Annotated in this window: 27 protein-coding genes; 11 read left to right on the forward strand and 16 right to left on the reverse strand. The window is 71.1% G+C overall.

From position 1 onward, the window contains the following. Positions 1-196: 196 nt before the first annotated feature. From AF1_RS01335 to AF1_RS01345, 3 genes are all read left to right on the forward strand, one after another. On the forward strand, positions 197-1294 hold the full coding sequence (locus tag AF1_RS01335; RefSeq protein WP_084262317.1) for a fatty acid desaturase family protein: 1098 nt from the start codon (positions 197-199) through the stop codon (positions 1292-1294). A 41-nt stretch (positions 1295-1335) separates the two neighbouring features. Then, positions 1336-1653, forward strand: a complete 318-nt coding sequence (locus tag AF1_RS01340) for a UBP-type zinc finger domain-containing protein (RefSeq protein ID WP_242608631.1) — start codon at positions 1336-1338, stop codon at positions 1651-1653. A gap of 143 nt (positions 1654-1796) precedes the next feature. Continuing rightward, on the forward strand, positions 1797-3005 hold the full coding sequence (locus tag AF1_RS01345; protein ID WP_242608632.1) for a PP2C family protein-serine/threonine phosphatase: 1209 nt from the start codon (positions 1797-1799) through the stop codon (positions 3003-3005). 331 nt (positions 3006-3336) lie between these two features. Here AF1_RS01345 and AF1_RS01350 read toward each other — a convergent pair whose 3' ends face one another. The 3 genes from AF1_RS01350 to AF1_RS01355 form a co-directional block, all read right to left on the reverse strand. Then, positions 3337-3762, reverse strand: a complete 426-nt coding sequence (locus tag AF1_RS01350; RefSeq protein WP_067792625.1) for a hypothetical protein — start codon at positions 3760-3762, stop codon at positions 3337-3339. 113 nt (positions 3763-3875) lie between these two features. Next, the gene (locus AF1_RS34010; RefSeq protein ID WP_157419125.1) at positions 3876-4034 is read right to left on the reverse strand and encodes an STAS domain-containing protein; all 159 of its coding nucleotides are present in this window, start codon (positions 4032-4034) and stop codon (positions 3876-3878) included. A gap of 93 nt (positions 4035-4127) precedes the next feature. After that, the gene (locus AF1_RS01355) at positions 4128-4706 is read right to left on the reverse strand and encodes a DUF5994 family protein (RefSeq protein WP_067792630.1); all 579 of its coding nucleotides are present in this window, start codon (positions 4704-4706) and stop codon (positions 4128-4130) included. Between the two features lie 722 nt (positions 4707-5428). On the opposite strand from AF1_RS01355, the gene AF1_RS01360 reads away from it, so the two are divergent. After that, on the forward strand, positions 5429-5950 hold the full coding sequence (locus AF1_RS01360) for a hypothetical protein (protein ID WP_067792632.1): 522 nt from the start codon (positions 5429-5431) through the stop codon (positions 5948-5950). A gap of 27 nt (positions 5951-5977) precedes the next feature. Beyond that, positions 5978-6334: a PRC-barrel domain-containing protein gene (locus AF1_RS01365; RefSeq protein WP_067792633.1), complete on the forward strand. Its 357-nt coding sequence runs from the start codon at positions 5978-5980 to the stop codon at positions 6332-6334. A gap of 214 nt (positions 6335-6548) precedes the next feature. Here AF1_RS01365 and AF1_RS01370 read toward each other — a convergent pair whose 3' ends face one another. Together AF1_RS01370 and AF1_RS01380 are read right to left on the reverse strand one after the other, a co-directional pair. Then, positions 6549-7514, reverse strand: coding sequence for a YihY/virulence factor BrkB family protein (locus tag AF1_RS01370; protein ID WP_207393958.1), 966 nt, complete (start codon positions 7512-7514; stop codon positions 6549-6551). Positions 7515-7995: 481 nt separating this feature from the next. After that, positions 7996-8358: a sigma-70 family RNA polymerase sigma factor family protein gene (locus AF1_RS01380; protein WP_131732408.1), complete on the reverse strand. Its 363-nt coding sequence runs from the start codon at positions 8356-8358 to the stop codon at positions 7996-7998. A 111-nt stretch (positions 8359-8469) separates the two neighbouring features. Between AF1_RS01380 and AF1_RS01385 the strand changes: the two genes are divergently transcribed. Then, complete coding sequence (locus tag AF1_RS01385) at positions 8470-8925, forward strand: carboxymuconolactone decarboxylase family protein (RefSeq protein ID WP_067792645.1); 456 nt, start codon at positions 8470-8472, stop codon at positions 8923-8925. Between the two features lie 556 nt (positions 8926-9481). Here AF1_RS01385 and AF1_RS01390 read toward each other — a convergent pair. The 7 genes from AF1_RS01390 to AF1_RS01420 all read right to left on the reverse strand — a co-directional run bounded on the left by AF1_RS01390 (position 9482) and on the right by AF1_RS01420 (position 16763). Beyond that, positions 9482-9766, reverse strand: coding sequence for a MerR family transcriptional regulator (locus AF1_RS01390; RefSeq protein ID WP_084262327.1), 285 nt, complete (start codon positions 9764-9766; stop codon positions 9482-9484). Between the two features lie 777 nt (positions 9767-10543). After that, positions 10544-11533, reverse strand: coding sequence for a M24 family metallopeptidase (locus tag AF1_RS01395; RefSeq protein WP_084262318.1), 990 nt, complete (start codon positions 11531-11533; stop codon positions 10544-10546). Further along, entirely contained in the window at positions 11530-12477 is a 948-nt protein-coding gene (locus AF1_RS01400) for an oligopeptide/dipeptide ABC transporter ATP-binding protein (protein ID WP_067792654.1), read from the reverse strand. Before AF1_RS01400 ends, AF1_RS01395 begins: the two co-directional genes overlap by 4 nt. Continuing rightward, complete coding sequence (locus tag AF1_RS01405; RefSeq protein ID WP_067792657.1) at positions 12474-13250, reverse strand: ABC transporter ATP-binding protein; 777 nt, start codon at positions 13248-13250, stop codon at positions 12474-12476. Before AF1_RS01405 ends, AF1_RS01400 begins: the two co-directional genes overlap by 4 nt. Further along, the gene (locus tag AF1_RS01410) at positions 13247-14092 is read right to left on the reverse strand and encodes an ABC transporter permease (protein ID WP_067792660.1); all 846 of its coding nucleotides are present in this window, start codon (positions 14090-14092) and stop codon (positions 13247-13249) included. The genes AF1_RS01405 and AF1_RS01410 overlap by 4 nt, the downstream gene beginning before the upstream one ends. Next, entirely contained in the window at positions 14089-15183 is a 1095-nt protein-coding gene (locus tag AF1_RS01415) for an ABC transporter permease (protein ID WP_084262319.1), read from the reverse strand. The genes AF1_RS01410 and AF1_RS01415 overlap by 4 nt, the downstream gene beginning before the upstream one ends. Further along, entirely contained in the window at positions 15180-16763 is a 1584-nt protein-coding gene (locus AF1_RS01420) for an ABC transporter substrate-binding protein (protein ID WP_067792663.1), read from the reverse strand. The genes AF1_RS01415 and AF1_RS01420 overlap by 4 nt, the downstream gene beginning before the upstream one ends. A gap of 200 nt (positions 16764-16963) precedes the next feature. Between AF1_RS01420 and AF1_RS01425 the strand changes: the two genes are divergently transcribed. Further along, a complete protein-coding gene (locus AF1_RS01425; protein WP_242608633.1) occupies positions 16964-17515 on the forward strand; it encodes an Lrp/AsnC family transcriptional regulator in 552 nt (183 codons plus the stop codon). On the opposite strand, the gene AF1_RS01430 is transcribed toward AF1_RS01425, so the two are convergent. Both AF1_RS01430 and AF1_RS32890 read right to left on the reverse strand, forming a co-directional pair. Beyond that, positions 17499-17867: a hypothetical protein gene (locus tag AF1_RS01430; protein WP_242608634.1), complete on the reverse strand. Its 369-nt coding sequence runs from the start codon at positions 17865-17867 to the stop codon at positions 17499-17501. The genes AF1_RS01425 and AF1_RS01430 overlap by 17 nt on opposite strands. A 420-nt stretch (positions 17868-18287) precedes the next feature. Further along, entirely contained in the window at positions 18288-18512 is a 225-nt protein-coding gene (locus AF1_RS32890) for a hypothetical protein (RefSeq protein WP_084262320.1), read from the reverse strand. A 276-nt stretch (positions 18513-18788) separates the two neighbouring features. Here AF1_RS32890 and AF1_RS01435 point away from each other — a divergent pair, with 276 nt between their 5' ends. After that, a complete protein-coding gene (locus tag AF1_RS01435) occupies positions 18789-18992 on the forward strand; it encodes a cold-shock protein (protein ID WP_067792671.1) in 204 nt (67 codons plus the stop codon). A gap of 238 nt (positions 18993-19230) precedes the next feature. Beyond that, complete coding sequence (locus AF1_RS01440; protein WP_067792673.1) at positions 19231-20649, forward strand: DEAD/DEAH box helicase; 1419 nt, start codon at positions 19231-19233, stop codon at positions 20647-20649. Between the two features lie 39 nt (positions 20650-20688). On the opposite strand, the gene AF1_RS01445 is transcribed toward AF1_RS01440, so the two are convergent. After that, on the reverse strand, positions 20689-21117 hold the full coding sequence (locus AF1_RS01445; RefSeq protein WP_131732409.1) for an LppU/SCO3897 family protein: 429 nt from the start codon (positions 21115-21117) through the stop codon (positions 20689-20691). A 232-nt stretch (positions 21118-21349) separates the two neighbouring features. On the opposite strand from AF1_RS01445, the gene AF1_RS01450 reads away from it, so the two are divergent. Next, positions 21350-22501, forward strand: a complete 1152-nt coding sequence (locus AF1_RS01450; protein WP_067792677.1) for an LLM class flavin-dependent oxidoreductase — start codon at positions 21350-21352, stop codon at positions 22499-22501. Here AF1_RS01450 and AF1_RS01455 read toward each other — a convergent pair. Continuing rightward, the gene (locus AF1_RS01455) at positions 22476-25502 is read right to left on the reverse strand and encodes an ATP-binding protein (protein ID WP_084262322.1); all 3027 of its coding nucleotides are present in this window, start codon (positions 25500-25502) and stop codon (positions 22476-22478) included. The genes AF1_RS01450 and AF1_RS01455 overlap by 26 nt on opposite strands. 325 nt (positions 25503-25827) lie before the next feature. Between AF1_RS01455 and AF1_RS01460 the strand changes: the two genes are divergently transcribed. Continuing rightward, positions 25828-26525, forward strand: a 698-nt coding sequence (locus tag AF1_RS01460; protein WP_067792683.1) for an AfsR/SARP family transcriptional regulator, incomplete at its 3' end; no start/stop codon positions are given.

Below are 26525 nucleotides of genomic sequence, written 5' to 3' on the forward strand. Positions count from 1 at the left end.
CCCCCGCGCGACGCGGGGTATGACCACCGCCGACGGTTATCACCCCCGCTGATGGCTCTTGCCAGGATTGCGCGGTTCGGTCCGGCCGAAGGCCGAGTTCAACTGGTAGTGGGCGCCATCCCGTACCCGAGTTCGGCCGGTCGCGTCCAAGCCGGCCCCGCACCCGCCAGAGGGCCTCCCCTCGGAATGGAAGACCATGACCACGATCGTCCCCGGAGGCAACACCCATCGGGGCGCACCGGACCGGCGTGACGCCGGAGGGTGCGTGCGGGGCAGTGACTACGCGGTGCTGTCGCGGCAGGTGAAACGGGCCGGCCTGCTGGCCCGCCGTCCCGGCTACTACTGGGTGAAGGCCGCGACGAACCTGCTGCTTCTCGCCGCGGGATGGGCGGCCTTCGTGCTGATCGGCCCGTCCTGGTGGCAGCTCGCGGTGGCGGCGTTCCTGGCGGCCGCGTTCACCCAGACCGCGTTCCTCGGCCACGACGCGGGCCACCAGCAGATCTCCGGCTCCAGGCGGGTCAACGTCCTGCTCGGACGGCTGCACGGCAACCTGCTGGTCGGTCTCGGCTACGGCTGGTGGGTCGCCAAGCACAACCGGCATCACGCCCACCCCAACCAGGTCGACCGCGATCCCGACATCGCCACCGGCGCGATCGCCTTCACCCGCCAGAGCGCGCGAGCACGACGCGCTCCCGGTGCGTGGCTGGCCCGCCACCAGGCCTGGCTGTTCTTCCCCATGCTGCTCCTGGAGGGGTTCCACCTGCACCTGGCGGGGGTCCGGGCACTGGTCGGCCGTGGCGCGACATCACGGGCGAACACCTCGGGAACGACCCGGCTGGTCGAGGGCGGCCTGCTGCTCGCCCATGCCGCCGGATACCTCACCGTCCTGTTCTGGGTACTGGCTCCCGTCCAGGCCGTGGGCTTCCTCCTGCTCCAGCAAGGGCTCTTCGGGCTCTACCTGGGCTGCTCGTTCGCCCCCAACCACAAGGGCATGCCGATCTTCGGCAAGGACCACAAGTCCGACTTCCTGCGCCGCCAGGTGCTGACCGCGCGCAACATCCGCGGCGGCCGGATCACCGACTTCGCGCTCGGCGGACTGAACTACCAGATCGAACACCACCTCTTCCCCTCCATGCCGCGCCCCAACCTGCGCCGCGCCCAAGCCCTCGTGCGCGCGTTCTGCACCCGCAACGACATCGCCTACTGCGAGACGAGCCTCACCGGCTCCTACGCCCAGGTACTGCGGCACCTGCACGCGGTCGGCGGTCCCCTGCGCCCGGAACTGGAGTACTGACCCGGCGGCAACGCAACACGACGCCCGGAAGGGGAGGTTCGATGAACCACGAGATGAGGATCCACGCCATGGCCTCGGGCGTGCCGTCCAGCCCGAACGGATCGGCACCGCGCTGCGGCCACGTGGACGCCCTGGCGCCCGTCACGCCACGATCACGCGGCTGCACGGCATGTGAGACACGGGGCGCCCGGTGGACGGCACTACGGCTCTGCCTGACCTGCGGCTGGGTGGCCTGCTCCGACGACTCGCCCCACCGGCACGCACGAGCGCACTACCAGGAGACCGACCATCCGGTCGCCGCCGCCGTGGAACCGGAATCCACCTGGAGATGGTGCTACGTCCACGAACGTCTGGTCTGACGAACCCGGCCAGGCACCTCTTTCCATCAGCCGCCCGCCACGCCAGTCCACTCGCGGATCGAACATGTCCGGATACCTAGAGTCATTGATGTGGCAACGGGCATATAGACGCGGTGGGGGAACGGATCGGACGCGAAGACCCGGTGGATCGGAGTGAAGGCTTCGGTGAGCGGCTGCTAGGGCAGTTGCTGGACCGGGCGCACGAGATGCCACCCCAGCTCATCGCCCCGCTGGTGGCCGAAGAAATACACGCGATCGGCGGCCGGGACATCTCGATCCTGCTGCAGGACTACGCCCAGCTGACACTGGTGCCGCTGCCGGGCCGGGGCCTCACCGACAGTGAACCACTGCCCCTTGCAGGATCCCTGGCCGGACGCGCGTTCCTGTCGGAGACCATCGTCGAACACCCGCAAGCCGACGGCGTGCGCATGTTCCTGCCCCTGCTGGACGGCAGCGACGAGATCGGCGTGATGGTCCTGACCCTCGACAGCGTCAACGACGACGACCGCCGGCTGCTGCGACGGCTCGCGGGCCTGGTCGCCGACATGCTGGTCACCAAGAACAACTACACCGACCAGTTCCTGCGGACACGACGACGCGAACCGATGAGCGTGCCCGCGGAGATCCAATGGTCACTGCTGCCCCCGCTCACCATGACGACACCGCAGGTCGCCGTCGCCGGAATACTGGAACCCGCCTACGACGTCGCCGGCGACAGCCTCGACTACGCCCTCAACGACGACGTCCTGCACCTGGCCATGATCGACGCGATGGGCCACGGCCTGAACGCCGCGGTACTGGCCACCGTCGCCGTGGGCGCCTACCGGCACGCCAGACGCGCCGACGCCGGCCTCGCCGAACTGTACGCGTTCATGGACACCGCCATCGACGCCCAGTTCGGCCCCGACCACTTCGTCACCGCGCAGATGATGCGCCTCAACATCGGGACGGGCCACCTGGAATGGGTCAACGCCGGCCACCCGGCACCCATGCTGATCCGTGACCACCACGTCATCGGCACGCTGGAAGGCCACGGCACGCTGCCCGTCGGCTTCGGCGGCTCGTCACCCCAGATCAACAACGAACGGCTACGCCCCGGCGACCGGGTTCTGGCCTACACCGACGGCCTCATCGAAGAGCACATCACCGGCGGGGAACAGTTCGGCGAGGAACGCCTGATCGCCACCATCGAACGCGTCGGACCCGCCAGCGCGACCGTGCAGCAGATGGTGCGGCACCTCTCCCACACCCTCATGCGGGAAAGAGGCGGGATCACCAGCGACGACGCCACCCTCTTCCTCATCGAATGGCGCGGCGGCACCGCCGACCACCTCACCAGACCATTCCTGTGACCGCGAGATCCGGGCCGGGCGGGCGGCCGGGCGGGCGGAGGTGAGGCGGTGAGGCGGTGAGGCGGTGAGGCGGTGAGGGACGGTACAGACGATGACGTCGGTGCTGGCGCGCAGGACGGCCGCCAGGAGTAGACCTCGCTGGTTCCGCAGGATCCGGTAGCGCCATCGTTTTCGCCGTCATCGGGTCCCCAAGCGGTATCGATCTGCACGCGGTGGGCACCGTCTTCATGGTCGCCGTCGTCGTTTCCTGACGGGGCCTGAGAGCGAGGAACCACGGCGTGAGGACGGCCACCGGGCCGGTCGCGCAGGGCTTCGTGTCCGGTGACGGTGATTACTGGTCGGCGATGGCGTCCTGTTGCCACCAGGCGAAGGAGTGGATGTACCGGACGCGCTTGCGGGAGGGCCGGCGTCCATACGTCAGGGCAATGATGCCGTGGCCGTCCGCGTGGTCGGACGGCCGGCCGGCGGCCCCGGACGGGGCGGGTGCGGCGTCGCGGATCTCACCCAGCAGCAGGCGGGCGGATGCGCGTAGTTCCAGCCGCAGATCGACCGGGCCGCGCGCGGCGGCACGGGTGAGAAGGTCCTGGACGAGTGCCGTCAACTGGTCACTGAGGTCGCCTGCGGCCGGCCCCAGCCCCCACGTTCGCAGAGCATCGTGAACCGCCCGGCGGACCTGTCCGGCGGGCAACCGCCACCGGCCGGTGCGCAGACCGGGATACGCGGCGGCATCGGCGTCGTTCTCGGCGGGAGCGGCCACGGTGCTCTCCGATCAGAAACGAGCCCGGACCGGGACGCGCGCCGTAGGGCCGGCGTCGCGGAACCGAGCGCGGTTTGGTCACATGGCCCCTCTTGTGCCCGGCGCGCATGCGGTCATGCGGCGAGCTCGGCGCGGACTTGCCGAGGGGGTTGGACGATGAGCGCGCGGTCGAGCCCCGTGACGCGGAGCAGCGCGGCGACCGGCGGGCTGCGGGCGGCCAGGCGCAGGGTGATGCCGAGTCCGGCGGCGCGGCGCCAGGCGCCGATCAGCACGGCCGGGTGGTCATGGCGATCTCCGATCGCAGATGGGGCCGGAAGCTCCGTGCCCGGACGGCCGCATGACGGCCGGCCGGGCAACGGGTCGGATCAACGCGTCGTGAGGTCTCCGCGAAGTCGTCCGCCCTCAGATTCCCAGGCGTCCTCTGAGTCGTTCTGGGCGCCGGCCCGGTCCGTCCGGCCAGGTGCTGCGGTGAGGGCGGCCAGCAGGCCGGGGGTGTGCAGGTGGTTGGCGGGGTGGGATGCCAGTTCCATCACCGCCTCGGCTTCGGCGCGGGTCGTGGAGACCGGGACGGTGAGCAGGTCGACGCGTCGGCCGTCGGCGTGGATCGCCGTGAGCAGCCCTGTGGGAAGGGAGTCGAACCAGCTCAGCCGCACCACCCGGGTGTCGGCCGGGCCGTCGATCCGCAGCCGCCGCGGACGGCTGTCCCAGTCGCCCACCCGGAGCAGGACGTGGGTGATGGGCCGGTGGTCGTCGATGGGCCCGTGGTCCTGCAGGGCCAGGATCAGGCCCGGCAGCTCCGCGACCGGGTCGGCCGAGCGGGGCCACCAGGCGCCGTCGAGCGCCGTCCGCGCCGAGCCGGGAGAAGCCGCGGGGCGCAACCGCAGCCGTGGAGTCGAGGGCGGTGACAGGCTGGTCGTTGTGCGGCGTTCGGTGGTGGTCCACATGACCGGCACCTTCTTTTGAATTTCGATTGATGCGGCAAGTCGGTTTCTCATCGGAGGCGCTTGCGGGTCAGCGGGCGCAGTTGGGTGAGGCGGGCGGTGCCCAGGATCAGGGTCACCGCCTGCGGCGCGGGCCGGGTCTTGTGTCGACCGGGCGAGCCGGGGCCGGGCTGGAAGCCCGCACCTGGGCGTCCACTCGTACGAGGTCGCCATGGCTCCCCCTCTCCGGGGGCGAGCCGGTGTAACGAAACAACCCTCAGAACAAGAGTGTCGTTATTTCCGGATAACTTGATTCTACCCGACAAATCGCCAATATTCGCAATTTTTGAAAATGATTCCCCCGGGAGGTGCGCAGGAGTGCGGGACCAGGATCCATTGCCCTCCGAGTGACGGTCATCGGCGCGAGTGATGGCGTGTGCACGCATTGCCTGTTTCCGTCATCAGGCCGTCCGGCTCAAATGAGAAGTGGCCAGTCACTGCTGGGGACTGCGCCGGCTGGTCCAGGGCCGTCCACTCCTCACCCGAGCCGGGCGGCCCTGGACCGCAGCCCACCCGTTGTGAACGAGGACATTGGCAGGGTCGGTGAACCGGAAGTGAGCCCCATGACCACCCCAGACCGGGTCCCCGCGATCCGAACCTCGAAATGCCGCCCCCCTACCGGCGCCCCGGACCGAGCCGACCACGAACGGCAGCCCTCAAGCGCGGACGCCGTTTCCTGCTCGCCGGTGGTCGTGTCAGTTGGCCTGCCCGCGCCCACACCCCAGACCGTCCAGCAGGCGCGGGCCTACCTGACCCCCCGCCACGCGACCGGCGTGGACGGATTCCTCTGGCAGTCCAAGGAACGGCCGATGCCCGACCGCGACGCCATCAACGCGGTCATCACCGCCGGCGACCGAGCCCAGCACGGAACCGGCGACCACCCCGAGCCGGTCGAGGTCGCCGCGGCACTGCTGGTACTGAGCGCGGTCCGCCTGGGCCTGGACCAGACCGAGGCCCGCCTGCTCAACACCGCGCAAGCCTCGGGCATGGGCTTCGAACAGATCGCCGCCGTCCTCGACCTCAGCGTCGAGGAAGCCGAAGAACGCTACCGGCAACTCAAACCCCGCCTGGACGAACCCGCCGCCACACCGTCCCCACCGCCGCCTCGCCGCGCCGGCACTCCCGGCAGATCACCCCGCCAGCCGGGCACACGGACCAGGGATCAGCCGACCTGGGACGAATTGGATGACGAAGACTGGGGAAACTGATCCCACCGGAGAATGGAGGGAGTCCCGATGATCCAGATGGCCGACATCAGGGAATGGCGCGCCCACGCCATCCTCGACTCAGCCGGACACAAGATCGGCACGCTGGAATCGGTCTACGTCGACACCAGCACCGACGAACCCGCCATGGCCACCGTGCGGATCGGCCTGCCCACCCGGCACCGCCTGGCCTTCGTCCCCCTGGAAGGTGCGACCGTCGGGCCCGGCTACGTGCGGGTCGCCCACGACAGGTCGCTGGTCAAGCACAGCCCCGCGATCGGCACCGACGACGTCCTGCCCGCCGAGGACGAGGAAGCCGTCTTCCGGCACTACGGCCTGCCCTACGAACCCGGCGCCGGCGGCGAGCGCCAACTCGCCCGCCGCTGAGCGCTCGGACCCCGGCCGAAGGAGTGAAGGCACATGATGGTCTTCGTCCTCGTGGTGATCACCGCGCTGGTGCCGGGCATCCTCGGCATCTCATCCACGGTCTGTTCTACCTGCTGATCATCGTTCCCATCGCCGATCTGGCTTTCCTCGCCGTGCGCTCGACCAGGCGCGAACGGCCGCTTCGCTGACCGCCCGCACGGAACCGGTCCCGGCGTCAGTCCGGGGGGTCGTCGCCTGCGGGCGGGTCGAAGTCGACGTCGACGTTCTCGAACCCTTTGTGGCGTTCGGTCTCGGCGTAGGAGGAGTAGGCGCGCCGGTCCCCGGCGGTCAACTCGACATTGTCGGTGAAGGGCGTCAGGAGGCTGCGGGGCCACAGCCGCCGCTCGCGGACGACGTTGATCTCCGCACCGGCCACGAAGGTGATCGCGCCCAGGTAGATCCACGTCAGCAGGCCGAGCACCAGGCCGAACATCCCGTAGGTGGCGGTCGCGCCCTTGAGCATGTGGCCGAGCAGGAACGCGCCGGCCCACTGCAGGGCCTGCCAGACCAGCGCCGAGACGATCGCGCCCGTCCGGACCTGCGCGACGGTGAGCGGCCTCGCGGTCAGCACCCGGAACGCCACCGTGAACAGCACGACGTTGATGGCGACGGCCACCACGATGGCCCCCGCCCGCACACCGGCACCGAAGACGCCGCCGGACGCGGTCACCGCCGACAGCAAGGTGGTCGCCAGGATCACCCCGCCGCCGACCGCCAGCAACGCCAGGCTGCGCACCCTGGCGGCGATCGGGTTCGGCCGGGAGTTGCGCGGCACGCCCCAGATCTTGTTCAAGGCGTTCTGGACGGCCTGCACGACGCCCAAACCGCCGTACAGACTGCCCGCCACGCCCGTCACCAGAGCCAGGATGCTGCCGTGGAAGGAATGGATGTTCGCACCGATCTGGTCCCCGATGACCGGGAACTGGGCTAGCGCCGAATCCAGCACACGCTGCTGCAACCCCGGACTGCCCTGCAACGCGAACCCCAGACCGGTGACCAACAGCAGCAGCAACGGAAACAGCGACACGAACCCGTAATAGGTGATCAACGCCGTGAGGTACGCGCCCTGGTCGTCCACGAACTTGTACACCACCGCCAGCGGCAGCCCCGCCCAACGATGCCGCCTCTGATAGGCGTCCACGCGGCCGACCACTCCCACACGATCCTTCTTCCCTCCTCACCCCCGGCCAACGCCCCCGCGACCGGCTCGCGACTGACCGCACCGGTCCTGCTCACCAGGAAGCTGCATGCGAGCCGATAGTCGAGCCCCGCGTCGGGGCTGCCGCGCGGCCAGGTCCACGTGCCGCACCATATTGCGAATCGTCAGGCCCAGCTGCTGGTAGAGGTCGGCTTTGTCTTCGGGCTCGGCATTGCTGGCCGGCTGCGCCAGGTCTCCGCTCCGCTGGAGCAGGTCGGCAATCTCGTCCCGGGAGATGCCCGAGCCGCGCGGAGCGGCCTTCACCTCGCGTTCCAGGTGGGCACGTTCCTGCGTGACGTCGTTAAGACGAATACCGGCGGCTGCGCGGCACGGTGGGCGGCACCCACATCGCCCTCGGCGGGCCCGGGTCACAGCCTCCGGCACCGTGTCCGGCGCCGAACCGGGTTGTCGGCCACTGCGGCTGTCACGTGACCCACGACGGGACGATCTGGTCCAGCCGGGCCGGGGCGGTCAGCCCGCGGATCGCGGTGACGGCGCCGCCGGCGACCGTGAAGGCCAGGACCGTGACCGGCCGTCCGCCGACGGTGATGAGCGCACCCGGGACGCCGTCCACGAGCGCCGGATGCGCCCGCCCGTCGGAGCGTGCGAACGTCGTCGCCTGGGCCGCGACCTCGCCCGCGCCGCGGATGACGACGGTCCCCCAGGGGCCCTGCGTCCGCAACTCGACCTCGGGGGCGAGCACGGCCAGCAGTCCGGCGATGTCGCCCCTGCCGACCGCCGCCAAGAACGCGTCGATGACCTCCCGGACGTGCGGCGGTGTCACCATCAGGACGCATCGCACGCCGGTCAGGTAACCCCCGGCCCGGCGTTACCTCCCGCCGCGGCCGGACGTCGTAGTGCCGTCCACCGGTCCACCGGCCCGCTCCCCGGAGGAGAGATGACGGCACGCATCCAGAACACCGCAAGCCAACCCGACATCACCAAAGGCGTCCAGCACCTCTTCAAGGAGGTGTACGCCGGCGGCGTACCGCGTCAGACACTGGAGCCGGTGCATCTGCGCGCGAGCCAGATCAACGGCTGCAGCGCCTGCGTCGACGCCGGCGCCAAGAGCGCGGCCAGGGCCGGCGCCGACCCCGAGAAGCTGCTCACCCTGGCCGCCTGGTACGAGAACCCGCTCTTCGACGACGCCGAGCGGGCCGCGCTCGCGCTCACCGAGGCCGCGACCCGGCTCTGCGACCGGCCCGGCGCGGTCACCGACGAGATCTGGGCCGAGGCCGCAAGGCACCACGACGAACGGCAACTGGGAGCCCCGGTGCTGAGGGTGGCGATCACCAACTTCCTCAACCGCATCAACACCACCCTCCGGGTGCCCGCCGGAACCAGCTGGCACTGACACCAGACCCGCGACCCGCCACACCTGCGGCACACGAAGCGACAGCAGTCGGCCCACCCCAGACGTCGGTGCACCGGGCAGTGACCGGACGCCGGCGATCCGCGCCGACGAACGACATCGCGCAGCCCGCCCGCTGCCTCTTACTCAGGGGCAGCGGGCGGGTTGCATCCCCTTCCCCACCGGCACGGCGCACGCGGGATGGATCCAGCAGCTCCCGCCGGGACAGCCGCCGGAGCTTGGACAGGGTGGGAACCTGCCGGCCGTCGAGCCAGGGGCAAGGGGGCGCAGGGGCACAGATGTGGTCAGTTCGTGCAGCCGGCAATCGCGCAGGGCGGTGTCGATACAGCCGACGCTGGACGCGTGGGAAGGCAGGCGAATGGCCGCGACCGCCTTGCGATCGCTCTCGGAGCGAGCGGGGGCGGCGGCGACCCGGCCGGCAGGGGCGGGGACGTACTGCTCGGCCTGCGTCACGGCCGGCCGCTGGAAGGCGACCGGATCGCGTTCCGCTCTGCCGGCAGGTGACGCGGCACCTGCCTTCCCGGAGGAGGTGGAGCTGCTACGCCCGGTCCTGGGACGGATCTTGCGACTTTCGGTCCCGCTGTAACCGGGCGTTGATGCGCTGGGCTTCGGCGAGCTGGTCTTCCAGGATGATGATGCGGCAGGCCGCGTCCAGCGCGGTGCCCTGGTTGACCAGGTCGCGGGCGCGCTGTGCCAGCCGCAGCTGGTAGCGGGAGTAGCGGCGGTGCCCGCCGGCCGAGCGTTGCGGGACGATCAGCCGAGTGGTGTCCAGGCTGCGCAGGAACGCCGGGGTGACGCCCAGCATCTCCGCGGCGCGGCCCATGCTGTAGGCCGGGTAGTCCTCGTCGTCGAACTTGTCTTCAAGCTCGCCGGAGTCGTCCTGCGCATGGTGCTGGTCTAGCGGGTCGCCGGCCCGGGCCGGCTGGGATGCCTTCACTGAACCTTCCGTACTGCCTCGGTCGGCAGCGACGACAACAGGGGCCCCGGCGCCAGACTGCGGCGCCGGGGCCCAGAGGTGCAACACCACCTACCGGCCCTGAAGAGCCGGTCTTCCGCGTGCGCCCCCCAGACGGGAGCGGGAACGCGGGGATCGCGGATGCGTGACCGTAGACCACCGTCCAATCCGTGGAACTGCGGTACCCGCGCGTGGCTGGAGCCTGCAGCGGGCGATCCCGATGGCGTCGAACCCTCCTTTCCTCGACATCACTACCGGTACTGCGTGTTTCCTTGCGTACTGCGTTTTCGTGCGTTGTTCCGCTCCCGGCGACTCGCCTGCCGCCGGGCCGGCCGACTGCCGGAGCCCCTTGCACTGCGCTGGCCCCGGCACGTCCGGCCGGTGTCATCCGTACCTGCCGGCAGTTCGTCCACTGCCGCTTCTCATGGACTTGTCTCTCTTCGATGACAGGAACAGTACCCGCTGCTCTCCCGAAAATCTACTTCGAGCACTACAGAGTTTCGTAGATCACATTGCTTGGTTCTCTTCATCCATCGCGAGTGCTCCGGCTGGGCACGGGCAGGCGGGAGCGGACGGCCGAACCCGCCCCCCGGCCGCCGGCCCGGAATCCCGGGTGGAGGCCGTGGAGGACCCCTGGACGCTCGTTCAGCGGTCGGTGACGATGAGCAGGCGGGGGCTCTGGTTCAGGCGGCGGGCTCCGATGTCGGTGCAGACGACGACGTCCTCGATCCGCGCACCGTACAGTCCCGGAAGGTAGATGGCGGGCTGGACGGACACGGTCATGCCGGGTTCGAAGACCGTCTGGTCCTCCGATGTCAGGTAGGGCGGTTCGAACTGGTCGAGGCCGACCCCGTGGCCCGTCCGGTGGACGAAGAACCTCCCGTACCCGCTGGCCGCGATGGCGTCACGGCAGACCTTGTCGATCTCGGCGGCGGTGACACCGGGGCGCACCGCCTCGCAGGCGGCGCTCTGGACGGCGAGCACGACGGAGTACATGGCCTCGAAGTCCTCGGGCGGCTCGGCCACGACGAACATCCGGGTGATGTCGGAGCAGTAGTCCTCGTGCCGCCCGCCGATGTTGATCAGGACCGCGTCGCCCGGGTTGATCACCCGTTCGGTGGGCCGGTGATAGGGGGCGGCGGAGTGCTCCCCCGCCGCGACGGTGACGAGCGTGACCTCCTCATGGCCGGTCTCCAGCAGCAGCCGCCGCAGCAGCCGCGCCATCTCCCGTTCGGTGGCGCCGGACCAGCGCAGTTCAGCGGCCATCGCCACGGCCCGGTCGGCGGCGAGGGCCGCGCGTTCCATGGCCGCGATCTCCGCGTCGGACTTGCGCATCCGCAGCGGTGCGAGGAGCGGCTCGGCCGAGGCGAACAGGGTCTGCGGGCCGAGCCGCTCCTGGATGGACAGCAGTTCATGCGCGGGCATCTGGGGGTCGATGGCGACCCGCGCGCCCACCGGGATGAGGGACGAGGCGTCGGGAACGTGTGCGGGCGGGCCGTCCGGCGTGATGACGAGGAAGCCGTGCCGCACCGAGCCGGCCAGGTACCGCAGGTTCGAGGAAGGGCGCAGGACGAGGACGTCCACCCCGTGCTCGATCATGCGGGCCCGCACCCGCTCCATGCGGTCGTCGCTCATTTCGGCGCCGGATCGTGGAGCCAGCAGGCCACCCCGCGTTCCCGCACCGGTTCCCGCGTCGAGCAGATCTCCATGGCGTGGGGACAGCGCGGGTGGAACCGGCAGCCGGACGGCGGCGACACCGGGTCCGGCACGTCGCCGGGCAACTCGGCGGGCAGCGTACCCGCCCCGTCCGGCGCGGGGATGGCGGCGAGCAGGGCCCGGGTGTAGGGGTGTCGCGGGTCGGCCCAGACCTCAGCGGTACGGCCGATCTCGACGATCTTGCCCAGGTACATGACCGCGATCCGGTCCGCGATCATCCGGACGACCGACAGGTCGTGGCTGATGAACAGCAGCCCCGCCCCCGACTCCACGGTCAGCGACCGCATCAGCCCCGCGACCTGCGCCTGGGCGGAGGCGTCCAGCGCGGAGATCGGCTCGTCGCCGATCAGCAGGGAGGGCTGGGCGGCCAGCGCGCGGGCGATGGCGATGCGCTGCCGCTGCCCGCCGGAGAACTCGTGCGGGTAGCGGGTGGCCATGTCGGCCGACAGCCCGACCCGCTCCAGCAGCTCACCCGGGGTCGGGCCGCCGCGCCGGCCGTCGGCGATCTGGCTGCCGACCCGGCGGCGCGGGTTCAGCGACGCGAACGGGTCCTGGAACACCATCTGGATCCGGGTCAGCGCGGGATCGCGGCGGCGCAGGCCGAGCGGCGGCACCGGGCGGCCCTCGAACCCGATGGAACCGCCGGACGGGCGGATGATCCCGCAGATGGCGCGGGCCAGCGTGGACTTTCCGCAGCCCGACTCGCCCACCAGGCCGACGACCTCTCCGGGCGCGACGGACAGGTCGACACCCGCCACCGCCCGTACCGGGGGCCGGTCCGGGCTGTGATGGTCGACCACCAGGTTCTCGACGGCCAGCAGCGATGTGGCGGGCGCCGGCTCGGCGCCGTCCAGCAGTTTCATGAAGTGCTCCGCTCCGGCAGCGCGTCCAGCAGCATCCGGGTGTACTGGTCGGCGGGCTCGCGCATGACCTGGGCGCGTGCGCCGGTCTCGACCAGCAGGCCCGCCCGCATCACGCTGATCGTGTCGGCCACCGCGGACATGACGCCGAGGTCGTGGGTGACCAGCAGGACGGCGAGCCCGAGCTCGTCGCACAGGCCGCGCAGCAGGCGCAGTATGCCGGCCTGGACGGTCACGTCGAGCGCGGTGGTCGGCTCGTCGGCGATCAGGACCTTCGGGTCGCAGGCCAGCGCGATCGCGATCGCGATGCGCTGCCGCATGCCGCCGGAGAACTGGTGGGGGTACCGCCGGAGCGCGCCGCCGGCGTCCGGGATGCGCACCCTGGCCAGCAGTTCGACCGCGCGGCGGCGCGCCTCGGCCTTGTCCAGCTCCAGATGGTGCCGCATGTGGTCGGTGAGCTGGCGGCCGATCGGGAGCATGGGGTGCAGGCTCGTCGACTGGTCCTGGAAGACCATGCCGATCTCGCTGCCGCGCAGCGCGTTCATCTTCTTGGGCGGGAGGGTCAGCAGGTCGGTCCCGTCGTACCGGATCCGCCCGCCGGTACGCGCGCCGTGCGGAAGCAGTCCCATGACGCCCAGCCCGGTCATGGTCTTCCCGGAGCCGCTCTCGCCCGCCAGCCCGTGGATCCGGCCCGGTTCCAGCACGAGGTCGATCCCCTGGATGATCTGCCGGCTCCCCAGCTCGACGGTGAGCCGCTCGATGTTCAGCACGGTCACAGCGCCCGCTCCTTGATCGCCCGTGCGGTCCGCGGGTCGAGCGCGTCGCGCATCGTGTCACCGAGGAAGTTGAAGGCCAGCACCACCGTCAGGATGGCCAGGCCGGGGAACACCCCGACCCACCATTTGTCGAACACGTGCGTGGCCGACGCCACCATCGTGCCCCATTCGGCGGTCGGCGGCTTGGCGCCGAGCCCCAGGAACGACAGTCCCGACAGCAGCAGGAGCTGGGTGCCGATGTCGAGGGTGGCCAGGACCAGGACCGGGCCGGTCACGTTCGGCAGCACGTCGGTGCGCAGCGAGCGCCACGAGGAGAACCCGAGCAGCCGCCCGCTGATCACGAATTCGCGGGACCGGACGCCGAGCACCAGGCCGCGGGTGACCCGGGCGTACGCGGGCCAGGACACGACGAGGACGGCGAGCACCGCGTTGCGCAGGCTGGCGCCGAGCGAGGCGGCCACGACCATCGCGAGGATGATGGTGGGGAACGCGAACACCAGGTCCGCCACCCGCATGATCGTCTCGTCCAGCCAGCGGCCGAAGTAGCCGGCGCAGGCCCCCAGCAGCCCGCCGATGACGACGGACATCACGACCAGCAGCAGGGTGAGCGGGATGGACAGGCGTGCGCCGTACAGCACCCGGCTGAGGACATCGCGGCCGAGTTCGTCGGTGCCGAACCAGTGCGCTCCGCTCGGCGCCTGGAGCCGCGGGAATGCCTGGCTCAGCGGGTCGTGCGGCGCGAGCAGCGGCGCGGCGAGCACCACGACCAGCCATCCCGCCGCGATGACCAGGCCGGCGACGGCGAGCGGCTTGCGCCATGCCTCCGGCAACCTGCGGCTCACGTGTGCCTCACTCTCGGGTCGATGACGCCGTACAGCATGTCCACCACGAGATTGACCACCACGTAGATCACGCCCACCACGAGACCGACGCCCATCACCGCGGGCAGGTCGAGGTTGGTCGCGCTCTTGTACGCGTACTCGCCGATGCCGGGCCAGGCGTAGATCGCCTCGACGAGCACGGTGCCGGACAGCAGGCTGCCGAAGGCCAGCCCCGCCACCGTGATCACCGGCACCAGCGCGGCGCGCAGCGTGTACCGGAGGAGGACGGTACGGCCGGGCAGCCCCTTGGCCCTGGCGGCCCGCACGTAGTCCTGGCCGAGCACCTCCAGCACGGCCGACCGCGTGAACCTGGTGAGCAGGCCGATCGTGTACGCGGCGAGCACCAGCGCGGGCAGCATGAGGTGGCCGACGGCGCTGGCGAAGACGTCCCACTGGCCGGCGATCGCCGCGTCCACCGTGTACAGGCCGGTGGTGTGCGGCGGAGGCGCCAGGGCCGGGGAGAGCCTGCCGGAGCCCGGCGCCAGCTCGAATTTGTAGAAGAAGAGGTAGAAGGCCAGCAGCGCCAGCCAGAACGTCGGCACCGAGACGCCGGCCAGGCTGGTCACCCGCAGGAACTGGTCCACGAGCCGGTCCCGGCGCAACGCCGCGATCACTCCGAACGCGACGCCGACCAGCAGCGACACCAGCAGCGCCGTGCCGGCCAGCTCGAACGTCGCGGGGACGAACTCCCGCAGGTCGTCGGCGACCGGCCGGTGACTCTGCTGCGACTCGCCGAGGTCCCCGCGGACGAGGTCGCCCATGTAGGTCGCGTACTGCACGGGCAACGGCTTGTCGAGGCCGTGCTCCTTCCGGAACTGCTGGACGATCGCCGGGTTGCCGAGCGCCTGCTGGCCGAGGTTCGCGGTGGCCGGGTCGCCGGGCACCATGTTGGTGAGGATGAAGGTGACGAGGGTGACCCCGACGGCCAGCAGTACGGAGACCGCCAGCCGCCGGGTCAGGAACCGCATCAGCGGATGCCGTGACCACCACCGGGCGCCGGGTGGCCGGCGGCCCTTGAGCGTCCGCGCGTCCGACGGGGGATGGGACTTCATTTGCTGCCGAGCGCCGCGATCTCGAAGTTCCACACCGGGTTGACCGCCAGGCCGGTCAGCGATCCGGCGGTGACCAGGCGCAGGCTCGGCTGCATCAGCGGCACGATCGGGCCGCGCGCGTTGAGCTGCTCCTGGATCTGGTGGTACTGGGTGAACCTGTCATCGCCGCTGGTGGCCGCGGCCTTGGCGCCGGCGTCCTCCAGCGCCTTGTCGGCGCCCTTCTTCCAGCCCGCGCGCTCGCCGACCAGGCCGCCGGGCAGGAAGGCGAGGTAGTTGCTGGCGTCCGGGTAGTCCGGGCCCCACCACCACAGGCCCATCTCCTCCTTGCCGTCGCGGTAGCTCTCCAGCGCGGTCGCGATCGGCGCGGGGGCGAGGTCGACGGTGATGCCGACCTCCTTCAGGTTGGCCTGGATGCGCTCGGCCAGCGGCTGGAACGACAGGCCGTTGAGCGTGAAGTCGCTCGGGAATTCCAGCTTGACCCTGGGGTTGGTGATCCCGCCGGCGGCGAGCGCCGCCTTGGCGCCGGCGACGTCGCGCTTGGGCGCCTGCGCCGCGGGAAGCGACCCGTTGATCATGGACGGCACGATGCCGGCCGCCTGCACGGAGCCCTCGCCGGCGAGTTCCAGCAGCCCCGCGTAGTCCACGCCCTTGCGGACGGCCTCGGCGAACCGGGGATTGGACGTGATCTTGCTGACGGACGGGTTCCGGTTGGTCAGCAGGAAGAACACGTTGGCGGACGCGCCCTTGACGATCTGCTTGTCGCCGCCGATGCCCTGGGCCTGGTCGGCCGTCAGGTCCACCGCGATCTGGCTGTCCCCGCGCTGCACGTTCAGCTTCTGGGTCTGCGACTGGACGTTGCGCAGCACGACCCGCTTGTAGACCGGTTTGGTGGCACCCCAGTACTTGGGGTTGGCCTTCAGCACGACCTGCGTGGCGACGTTGAAGGACTCCAGCATGTACGGCCCGGATCCGGCCGACTGGCCGTTCAGGTACTTCTCCGCCTTGTCGGCGGGGCCCGCGGCACCGCCGTTGGCCTTGACGACCTTGGAGTTGAGGATGCCGAGCGCCGGGTTCGGCAGGATGAACGGCAGCGACGGGTTGGGCTTGTCCGACACCAGGGTGATGGTCTTGTCGTCGGTCTTCTCGACCTTCACGCCTTCGAGCAGGAACGACGGGTTGCCCTTGAGAGCGCGGACCCGGTCGAGCGAGAACACCACGTCGTCGGCGGTGACGGGGCTGCCGTCGGAGAAGACCGCGTCCTGGCGGAGCTTGAGGGTGAGCTTCTTGCCGTCCTTGGACAGTTCGTACGATTCCGCCAGCGCCGGCACCGGCTTGCTCACGTCGGAGCCTTTGAAGCCGAGCAGCGTGTCGTAGAGGGCCCGGTCGATGAGCAGGCCGGTCTGCTCGTACATCCGTCCCGGGTCCACGGTCTTGAGGTTGAACGAGGTGTCGATGACCAGGGCCTTGCCGCCCCCGGACGAGGACGTTCCGTCCCCGCCCGAGCAGGCGGTCAGGCTGAGCGCTGCGGCCACGAGGACGGACAACGCCGCCCGCCGTGTGGTTCCACTCGTGATCGGCATCAGCGGCCTCCGGGGCTCCGTCAGGTCAATTCTTTGCTTCTGGACGAGGAGGTCCCATGGTGCGAGACTTCCGACTGACCGTCTATGAAGCAAGCAAAAGTCAAGACAAAGCGAAAGAAGGACACGGATCTATGGTCAGACCGTCGCACGGACCACCTCATAGGGGGACCGAGCCTGGACAGATCCGCACCGGGCCGGACTTGATCGACCTCAAGATGCTGGAGGTGCTGCGCCAGGACGGCCGGATCTCCATCGCGGCCCTCGCCCAGCAGGTCGGGATCTCCCGGGCCAACGCCTACACGCGCCTTGAGGCACTCCGCACCGGCGGCGTGATCAGCCGGTTCACCGTGCAGATCGACCCCGTCCGCACCGGCCTCGGCATCTGCGCGCTGATCTTCGTCACCGTCCGGCAGCAGATGTGGCCGCAGTTCCGCGCCCAGCTCTCGCTGATGCCCGAGGTCGAGTACTGCGCGATCACCACCGGCCAGCACGACGCGATGATCCAGGTCCGGGCCGTCGACGTCGCCGCCGTGCATCGCCTGGTCTCCGAACGCCTGGCCGGCATCCCGGCCGTGAAGGCGACCGAGACGGTGCTCATCCTCGACGAGGTGATCCGCCGGCCGTTCGTGCTGCCGTCCGACTGCGTCCCGGCGAAGGTCGAGACGGAGCCCGGCCCCGGCCCGGTCGCCCTGGGACGGATGCGCTTCATCCGCGCGGACGCGGGGCGGGCCAAGCTCAAAGACCTCCCCTGACGATCTCCTCGCAGATGCTGACCTGGGGCGTATCGTCCCCGTCGAACCGGAACTCCTCCACCAGCCTGATCCGGCCGTCCCGCAGCAGCTCGATCCGGTTCGTGCTGGACCCGGCGACCGGCTCCGCGCTCTGCTTGGTCAGATGCACATAGTTCAGCCGGACCTCGGCCCCGCGCCGGGCCCCCACGAACCGGCCGTGGACCACGGTGTCGCCTTCGTAACTGCCCCACACCACGCCGCCGGACTCGGTGTAGGCGAATCGTGTGGGCGCGGCAGGGTCCACACGGCTCGCGGTCGAGCTGACCATCGCGAACCGCCGGCCATCCAGATTGAAAAGATCATTCTCATGCACGGTGCCATCGTGCCGGGTTCCGCATCTCGCGCAATCGCGCCTGAACGCATCGTAGCGGAGCCGCCCGCCTCCTGGACGAACCGTCCGCGATACGCGGCCTTCACGCCAATCCGTCTCGGACCGCCCCGTCCAGGCCGCGAAGCCCGCGGGGTGAAGGAGTCCGTCCAGCATCCGTGCCGATCACCGGGGCCGATCCCCGCACCGGGATCGCCACGGTCACCGCCTGTGACACCGAGGCACGAACCACCGGCCCCGGTACCCGATCGGCCGCGGCCGGACCGCGCGGCCACACTGATCATCGCTCACCGCCCGCCGCGGCCCACGCAAATGTGACACGACCGAGCGGGAATCACGGCGGGTGAACTGCGGGGGGACGTCCAAGCCCTGGTTCCCACCGCCGTTGCAGGCCCGGCGCGGGTTTCAGAGTTTGAAAAGTTTCATGTACGGGGCGGGAATCCTGACCTTCCCCGTCCCGAAATCGACCAGGACGGAGCCTCCGGACTCCGCCTCCACCACGCGCCCCAGCCCGTACTTGTCGTGAGTGACCAGGTCCTGGGGCGCGAACTTCTTGGTGGGCGGAGCAGCGGACGGAGGCGGGAAAGGGCTCGTGGGCAGGTGCCGCCTGGTGGATCCGGAGGATTTCATAACCGCAGTATGCGCCGCGGCAAAGCATTACGGATAGCCTTCGCGGCAGCTGACGGGAAAATCACAACCGCGCCCGGCCGGCCGCCGCCCCGATCCCGTTCCGTCCGCCCGGCCATGTGGTACCGTCCGAGTAGTTGCGGTTCCCATAGACATGTTCATGCGCCTGTTGGGTCTGACCTCAGGCGCATTTTTGTTGTTCTGGATCTTCCGGATGGGCCATCGCGGCGTCCTCGACGCACACGGTGTGCGGCGGGACCCACCAAGAAGGAGACAACCATGGCCACCGGTACGGTCAAGTGGTTCAACGCCGAAAAGGGTTTCGGCTTCATCGAGCAGGACGGCGGCGGCCCCGACGTCTTCGCCCACTACACCAACATCGCGGCGCAGGGCTTCCGCGAGCTCCAGGAGGGCCAGAAGGTGTCCTTCGACGTCGCCCAGGGCCAGAAGGGCCTGCAGGCGGAGAACATCGTCCCCGCCTGATCACCGACCCGCGCGGCGGGCGACCGCTTCGGCGCCGCCCGCCGCGCGTGTCGCCCGGCCGCCCGTCGCTCCGGGCGCCCAGCCCCCCGCGACCACCGTTTCTTCTCACCCCGGCCCGTGGCCCGAGCTCCGCCGGCCGCCACCCGGTTCGTTCTTGAGAGCCCTCCGCACCCCTCGGGGTCCGCGACCAGCGCGGCGGAGCACTTCCACGACACGCACCGCTTCGAGGAAGGCTCCCATGCCCCGCAACTCCCAGCAGACCGCCCGCAGACGCTCCCCCGGCCCCCGCCCCGGCTCCGGCCGGCGCCGGCCGGCGCAAGAGCAGCGCCCCGGCGCGGATTTCGCCCGCCCAGAGGCGTCCACCCCGCCGCTGCCCCCGGTCGAGTCGTTCGCGCACCTGCGGATGCCCAGGCCGCTCCTGACGGAACTGGCCCGTCAGGGAGTGACGGCCCCGTTCCCCATCCAGGCCGCGGCCCTGCCGAACGCCCTCACCGGCCGGGACGTCCTCGCCCGCGGCCGCACCGGCTCGGGCAAGACCCTCGCCTTCGGCCTGGCACTGCTCGCCCGCACCGCCGGCCACCGCGCCGAACCCCGCAGCCCCCTCGCCCTGGTGCTGGTCCCCACCCGGGAACTCGCCCAGCAGGTCAGCGCCGCGCTCACCCCGTACGCCGACGCCGTGGACCTGCGGCTCACCACCGTGGTCGGCGGCATGCCGATCTCCCGCCAGGCGAACGCCCTGAAACGGGGCGCGGACGTCCTGATCGCCACCCCCGGCCGCCTCGCCGACCTGATCGAACGCGGCGACTGCCGGCTCACCCGGGTGCGGACCACCGTGCTGGACGAGGCCGATCAGATGACCGACATGGGATTCCTGCCCCAGGTCACCCGGCTTCTGGAGCAGACACCGCGCGACGGGCAGCGGATGCTGTTCTCCGCGACCCTGGACCGCAACGTCGACCAGCTCGTCCGCAGGTTCCTCAGCGACCCGGCCACCCACTCGGTCGACCCGCCCGCCGGCGCCGTCACCACCATGGAACACCACCTGCTCCACCTCGCCGACGCCGACAAGCACGAGATCACCGTGCACATCGCCGCCCGCGACGACCGGGTGATCATGTTCGTCGGCAAGAAGCACGCCGCGGACCGTCTCGTCCGCAAGCTCACGTCCCGCGGCGTACGCGCCGCCGCGCTGCACGGCGGCAAGAGCCAGTCGCAACGCAACCGCGCGCTGGACGGCTTCCACGCCGGGGACGTCACCGTGCTGGTCGCCACCAACGTCGCCGCCCGGGGCATCCACATCGACGACCTCGACCTCGTCGTCAACGTCGATCCGCCCGCCGATCACAAGGACTACCTGCACCGCGGTGGACGCACCGCCCGCGCAGGGCGCCGGGGAACCGTGGTCAGCCTCGTCCTCCCCGACCAGCGCCGCGAGATGAACGACCTGATGGCCAAGGCCGGTATCACCCCGCGCACCACCCGCGTCCGGCCCGGCGACCACGACCTGGCCCGCATCACCGGCGCCCGCACACCGGACCGCCCCGCCCCCCTGCCGTCCGGGCGACCGCACCCCGCCGCCCCGCCCCCTCATCGCGAGGACGCGCAACCGTCCCGCAAACGCAGGCCGCGCCGTCGCACCTCCCCTTCGAACACCTGACGCCCCCACCCGCGGAGCCGGCCAGCCGACCTGGCGGGGCTATTTGACGGGGGCGAGGCAGAGCACGTAGCCCTTGCCGCCCTGCTCGCCCTTCCAGAAGGCGCTCTTGGCGGTCGGGAACGGGTCGCAGATGCTCCTCGAACTGATGCTGAACTGGACCTGCGTCTTGTCCGGCACCTTGCCGACGACCTTGTAGGCGCTGGCGGGGTCCGTGCACTTGACCACCTTGACGCTGGAGTCGCTCTGGCGGGCGACGCAGTCGCCCACGGCGGCGTTGTCCGGGTCGCTCTTGCGGGCCAGGTAGCCGGCGACACCGATGAATCCGACGATGAGGACCAGCACGACGAGCACGATCACCGTCCCGCGCATGCTCCGCTTTTTGGGCGGCGGCTGCGGCGGAGTCCACGGCTGTGCCGGACCGCCGGTGTACGGGGGGCGCTGCGGATCCTGGATGTATGGATCACTCATGGTTTCCCTCAATGGGTCTTCGGTCATGGACGAAATCGCTCCTTGATACCGAGTTCCTGTTGCCGCACGGTTGCCGCTCCGCCCGGTCGGCGAGAACCCGCCCGCAACGCTCCAACCGCCGGGCCGCGGGCCTTGCCGGCGGGTGCGCGGCCGGCCGCCGGCATGGCCGGGTCCACGGCCTGTTCCAGAGGCGTTTCAGTGGGCTTTCAGCCGGTCCCGGCATGGTGGCCGGGTGAAGTTCTCGCTGCTGTACCCCGTGACGGTCGGATCGGCGGATCGGCTCGGGACCGGGCTGCTCGGGCTGGAGCCGCAGTTGTACGGTTCGGCGATCGCCGAGTTGCGCGAGCAGGCGGTCGCCGCCGACCGGGCCGGCTGGACCTCGCTCATGCTGGCCGAGCAGCACTTCGAGGTCGAGGGCTACCAGGTGACGCCCAATCCCCTGCTGGTGAACGTCTATCTGGCCCAGCACACGTCGAGGCTGCGGCAGGGGCAGCTGGGGCTGGCGGTGCCGTCCTGGAATCCGCTGCGGCTGGCCGAGGACATCGCGGTCGCCGACCACCTCACCGGGGGACGGCTGGACGTGGGGCTGAGCTTCGCCCGCAGGTCCCGGTCGGCCGGGATACTGGGGCAGCACTTCGCGGCACACGCCGACGGCCGCGCGCTCTTCGAGGAGTGGTTCGAGATCATGCGGCTGGCGTGGACGCAGGAGCTGTGGGCCCATGACGGCGCGTTCATCCAGGTTCCGCCGCCGGGTCTGGCCTGGCGCCACCCGGTTTCCGAACGGCTCGGCGCGAGCGGCGAGGACGGTGCGCTCACCCGGATCGGGGCTGTGCCGAAGCCCCTCCAGTCCCCGCACCCGCCGCTCTACACGGTGCTGACCGGAGGACTGCGGACCGTCGAGTGGGCCGCCCGCGTGGGCAGCAACCTGGTGACGGCGGAAACCGAGCCGGGCCGGATCCGGGAGGTGACCGAGTCCTACGCGCGGGCGGCCACCCGGCACGGCCGCAACATCTACCTGAACCGCTGGGAGCCGGGCGGCGGGATCGCGCTCTGCCGTTTCCTCGCCGTCGCCGCGACCCACGAGGAGGCGCTGCGCACCGGCGGGCAGGCCATGCCCTACATCGGTGACTGGCTCGCCGAGTTCGGCCTCTTCGACGATCGGACGGCCGCCGTTCCCCGTACCCTCGACGAGCTCGTCTCCACCGGCGCGATGCTGCTGGGGACTCCCGACGGCGTGGGCGAGCAGGTGGCGGGGCTGATCGACGACTACGGCATCGACCACCTGGTCTTCGTGGCCTGCGCCGGTGCCGTCGACCACGACCGCATGCTGGAGACGATCGTCCGGTTCGGGGACGAGGTCATCGGGCGGCTGAGCCGAGCCTGATCCGCTCGACCAGGGCCGTCACGTCCTGCCACCACCCCAGGGCGGACGCCCGCTCGAAGACCTCGGCGCCGACGCGGTCCACGATCTGCGCCCGGATCGCCGCGAGCTGCGCGCGTTCGCAGGCCGGGACCAGCGCGCCCATCTCGTCCCGGAGCCTGCCGGCCGTTCCGAGCAGTTCCGCCGCCAACGGCGCGTCGTCCACGGCGAACACGCCCGCGAGCGCGTCCAGCACGCTGGACAGCCGCCACCGGTCGCCCAGTTCGTGATGCAGTTCCAGGCTGGTGACCAGCCGGCGCAGCGCCTGCCGTCTGCGGCCTTGGCGCAGGTCGATCAGGGCGAGCAGGTTCTCGCTCCAGGCGATGCCCTCCCGGAACCGGATCCCGAACGACTCCACCAGGGACCGGTGCAGGTGGCGGGCTGCGGTGTCGAGGTCGCCCGCGTAGTAGGCGGCCGCGCCGAGGTCGATCCGGCACCAGGCCAGCCGCTCACCGTCGCCGATCGGCCGGAAGCAGTGCATGGCCTGCCCGGAGTACCGGACGGCGGAGTCCCCGTCGCCGGAGAGCCAGGACACGAACCCCAGCAGTTGCAGCGCGTGGCCCGTCGCCCACCGGTCGCCGCCGCGTTCGGCCGCGGCCAGCGACTGGCGGGCGTACTCCAGCGCCCGGTCGTAGTGCCCCAGCTCGCGGGCGATCGCGCCGAGCAGCTCCCGGGCCCGTGCCACTCCGGCGCCGTCGCCGTCCCGCGTGTAAAGCTCCAGGACGCGCCGGGCGTGATCGTCGGCCTCCCGGTAGTCGCATTCGAGCGCGGCGAGTTTGGCCAGCGCCCACAGCGCCTTGGCCTGTGCGCCGGACGGCACGTCCGGGGTGCGGGCCGCGAGCGCCGCCGCAAGCCAGGCCCGGCCCTCGGCGTAGCCGCCGCGCAGGTAGTGGTAGCGCCACAGCGAGGAGGCCAGTCGCAGCGCCCCGTCCGGGTCGTTCTCGGTCAGCCAGGTGAGCGCGGCTCGGACGTCCTCGTGGCATTCGGCGATCTGCACCACCTGGGAGCCCAGTTGCGGGCCCCGCAACCGCCGTTCGATCTCCTCCGCCTGACGCTGGTGGTGCCGCGCGTGGCCCTGTCGCGTCCGGGCGTGCTCGTCCGGGTGGGCCCGCAGCCGGTCGAGCGCGAAGGCGCGGATGGTGGCGACAAGCCGATAGCGCGTGTCCGCGGCCGTCCGCACCACCTTCACCAGCGACTTGTCCACCAGCCGGCCCAGCATCTCCAGCGGCGCCGTCTCCGGGTGCACGGCCCCGGCCGCCTCCAGCGTGAAGGCGCCGTTGAACACGCTGAACCGGCACAGCGCCCGGCGTTCCTCGGCGGTGAGCAGCCGGTAGCTCCACTCGACCGTCGCCCGCAGCGCCCGATGCTGGGGCCGCGTTCCGCGGGGGCCCTCGGTCAGCACCGAGAACGGATCCCGGAGCCGCCGCGCCATCTCCGGCAGGGTGAACATCCGGGCTCGCGCGGCCGCCAGTTCGATGGCCAGCGGCAGCCCGTGGCAGCGGGCGCAGATGGTGGCGACGGCCCGGGCGTCCCGTGCCGGCAGCGTCTCCGGCCTCCCGATCCCGGCCCGGTCGGCGAACAGGACGGCCGCGTCATACCCGGCCAGGTCCGCACCCGACCGCACCAGGGCGGGCGGCGGGGCGCGCAGCTCCGGCACCGGTCTGAGCACCTCCCCCGGCACCCGCAGCGCCTCCTGGCTGGTGGCGAGGACGCGCAGGTGCGGGCAGCGCCCGAGGAGCTCCCGGACGATCGGCGCGCAGGCTTCGACGAGGTGTTCGCAGTTGTCGACGACCAGGAGGATCCGGTCGCAGGAGATCCGCCGGGCGATCTCGGCCAGGAGCCGGTCGCCGCGGGGATGCGCGCCCAGCGCCTCGGCGATCGCCGCCGCGATGCCCGCCCCGTCGCCGCAGGGGGCGAGGTCGACGAACGCGATGTCCGCGAAGTCGGCGGCGGCGGCTCGCGAGGCCGCGACCGCCAGGCTGGTCTTGCCGATGCCGCCGAGACCGGTGAGGGTCACCAGCCGGGCGGTGCGCAGCGACTCCCGGACCCCGGCGATCTCGGCCTCCCGCCCGATGAGCGTGGTGACCTGCTGCGGAACGGCCAGCGGCCCGGTTCCGGCGGGGGTCCTGCCGGCCGGCAGCCGCAGCAGCTCACGCGGGTCGGCCACTCCTTGCAGGACGCCCGCCTCGACATGGCGCAGCCCTTCTCCCGGGTCCAGGCCGAGTTCGCCGGCCAGTTCGCGGCGCACCCGGTGATAGGTGTTCAGCGCATCGCCCGTCCGTCCGCCGAGGTGCAGCGCGACGATCAGCAGTTCCCACAGGCGTTCCCGGAACGGGTGCTGCGCCGCCAGGCGCTCGATCTCCCCGACACTGGCCTCCGGGAGGCCGCCCAGGGCCAGTCTGGAGGCGAACAACCCTTCGTAAGCCTGGAGCCGCGTTTCGCGGAGGTGGTCCACCTCGGTGAACGCCCATCCGTGCACCGGGCAGTCGGCGAGGGCCTCCCCCCGCCACAGCGCCAGCGCTCTTGACAGCATTCGAGTCGATTCGGTGAAACGGCCATCGGCGACATGCCGCAATCCGTCGGTGATGAGCTCCTCGAACCGGACCCGATCGACCCGTACCATTTCCGCGTTCAGCAGATATCCCGGGTCCTTCCGCTGGATGAGCCGGTCATCCCCGTCCCCCGGCAGCAGTGCGGCCAGCTTGGCGATATGGGCGTGCAGGGTGCGTACCGCGGTGGCCGGGGGGTCTTCGCCCCACAGGGCGTCCACCAGCCCGTCGACCGTGACCATCGTGCCCACCCGCAGCGCGAGCAGGGCGAGCAGGCTCCGGCGCCGCGGCGGCAGCTCGACGGCCCGCCCGGCCCGGCGCACATCGAGCGGCCCGAGCACGTCGATGTTCCATCCGCCGAGCAGAATTCCGTTGCCCCCGTGAACGGCGGGCTGCACCATCGGCGACCCGTTCATCCCGTTAGCGTAGCCTGACGGACAACGACAATTCCGGCCGATTCAGCGCGATATCAGCACCGTTTCAGCGGCTTTCCGAGAATAGAGGCTGGAGTACTGTCGGCCTTCGTCGGCACGGGTACGGGAATCGCCCCGCCCGGCCGCACCGGCGAGCGTTTCTGGGCACCCGGGACGGCCGCGGCCCCGCCACTGCCGGCGTGCCGGCGTGGTCCGAGCCGCGCTCGTGTCCGGTACCGGCAAGGGCCCGCGCCGACATCCAGAACTCTCGATGGACCAATGAGGCGGTAACCTCTCAGCAGTTCCGTAGCCGGCTGCTGGGGAAGACATGTCGGTCGTTGTGCGGCTGCTGGGGCCGGTGGATGTGGCGGTGGCCGACGAGATCCGGCCGGTGCCCGGGTTGCGGCGCAAGGCGGTCCTGGCCCGGCTGGCGCTGCGGCCGGGGAACGTGGTGGGAGTCGACCAGCTCATCGACGCGGTGTGGGACGGGGAGCCGCCCGCCACGGCGGTGAACTCGCTGCAGAGCCACGTCTCCTACCTGCGTCGCCTCCTCGGGACCGCGGAGGCCGTCGTCGCCCGGCCCCCGGGCTATGTCCTGGACGTCCCGGCGACCGATCTCCGGCTGGCCGAGGAGCTGATCGAACGGGGCCGGGGCCCAGGGGCGCCCGCCGAGCGCCTGTCGGCGCTGGAACAGGCGCTGGCGCTGTGGCGCGGGCGGTCCCTGGCGGACGTGGCGGAGCTGCCGTGGTTCGGGCAGGAGGCCGAACGGCTGGAGCGGATGCGCCGGGCCGCCGAGCACGCCGCCCTGGAGTGCCGGCTGGCGCTGGGGCGGCACGCGGAGCTGGTGCCGGAGCTGGAGGAGCTGACCGTACGGCATCCGTTCGACGAGGACCTGCACGGCCAGCTGATGGTCGCGTTGTACCGGAGCGGCAGGCAGGCCGACGCGCTGGCGGTCTTCCGCAGGCTGCGGGCGCGGCTGCGGCAGGAGCTCGGCATCGACCCGAGCGGCCCGCTGCGCGATCTCGA

Source organism: Actinomadura formosensis NBRC 14204, from assembly GCF_001552155.1.
GTDB classification, from domain to species: Bacteria; Actinomycetota; Actinomycetes; order Streptosporangiales; family Streptosporangiaceae; genus Spirillospora; species Spirillospora formosensis.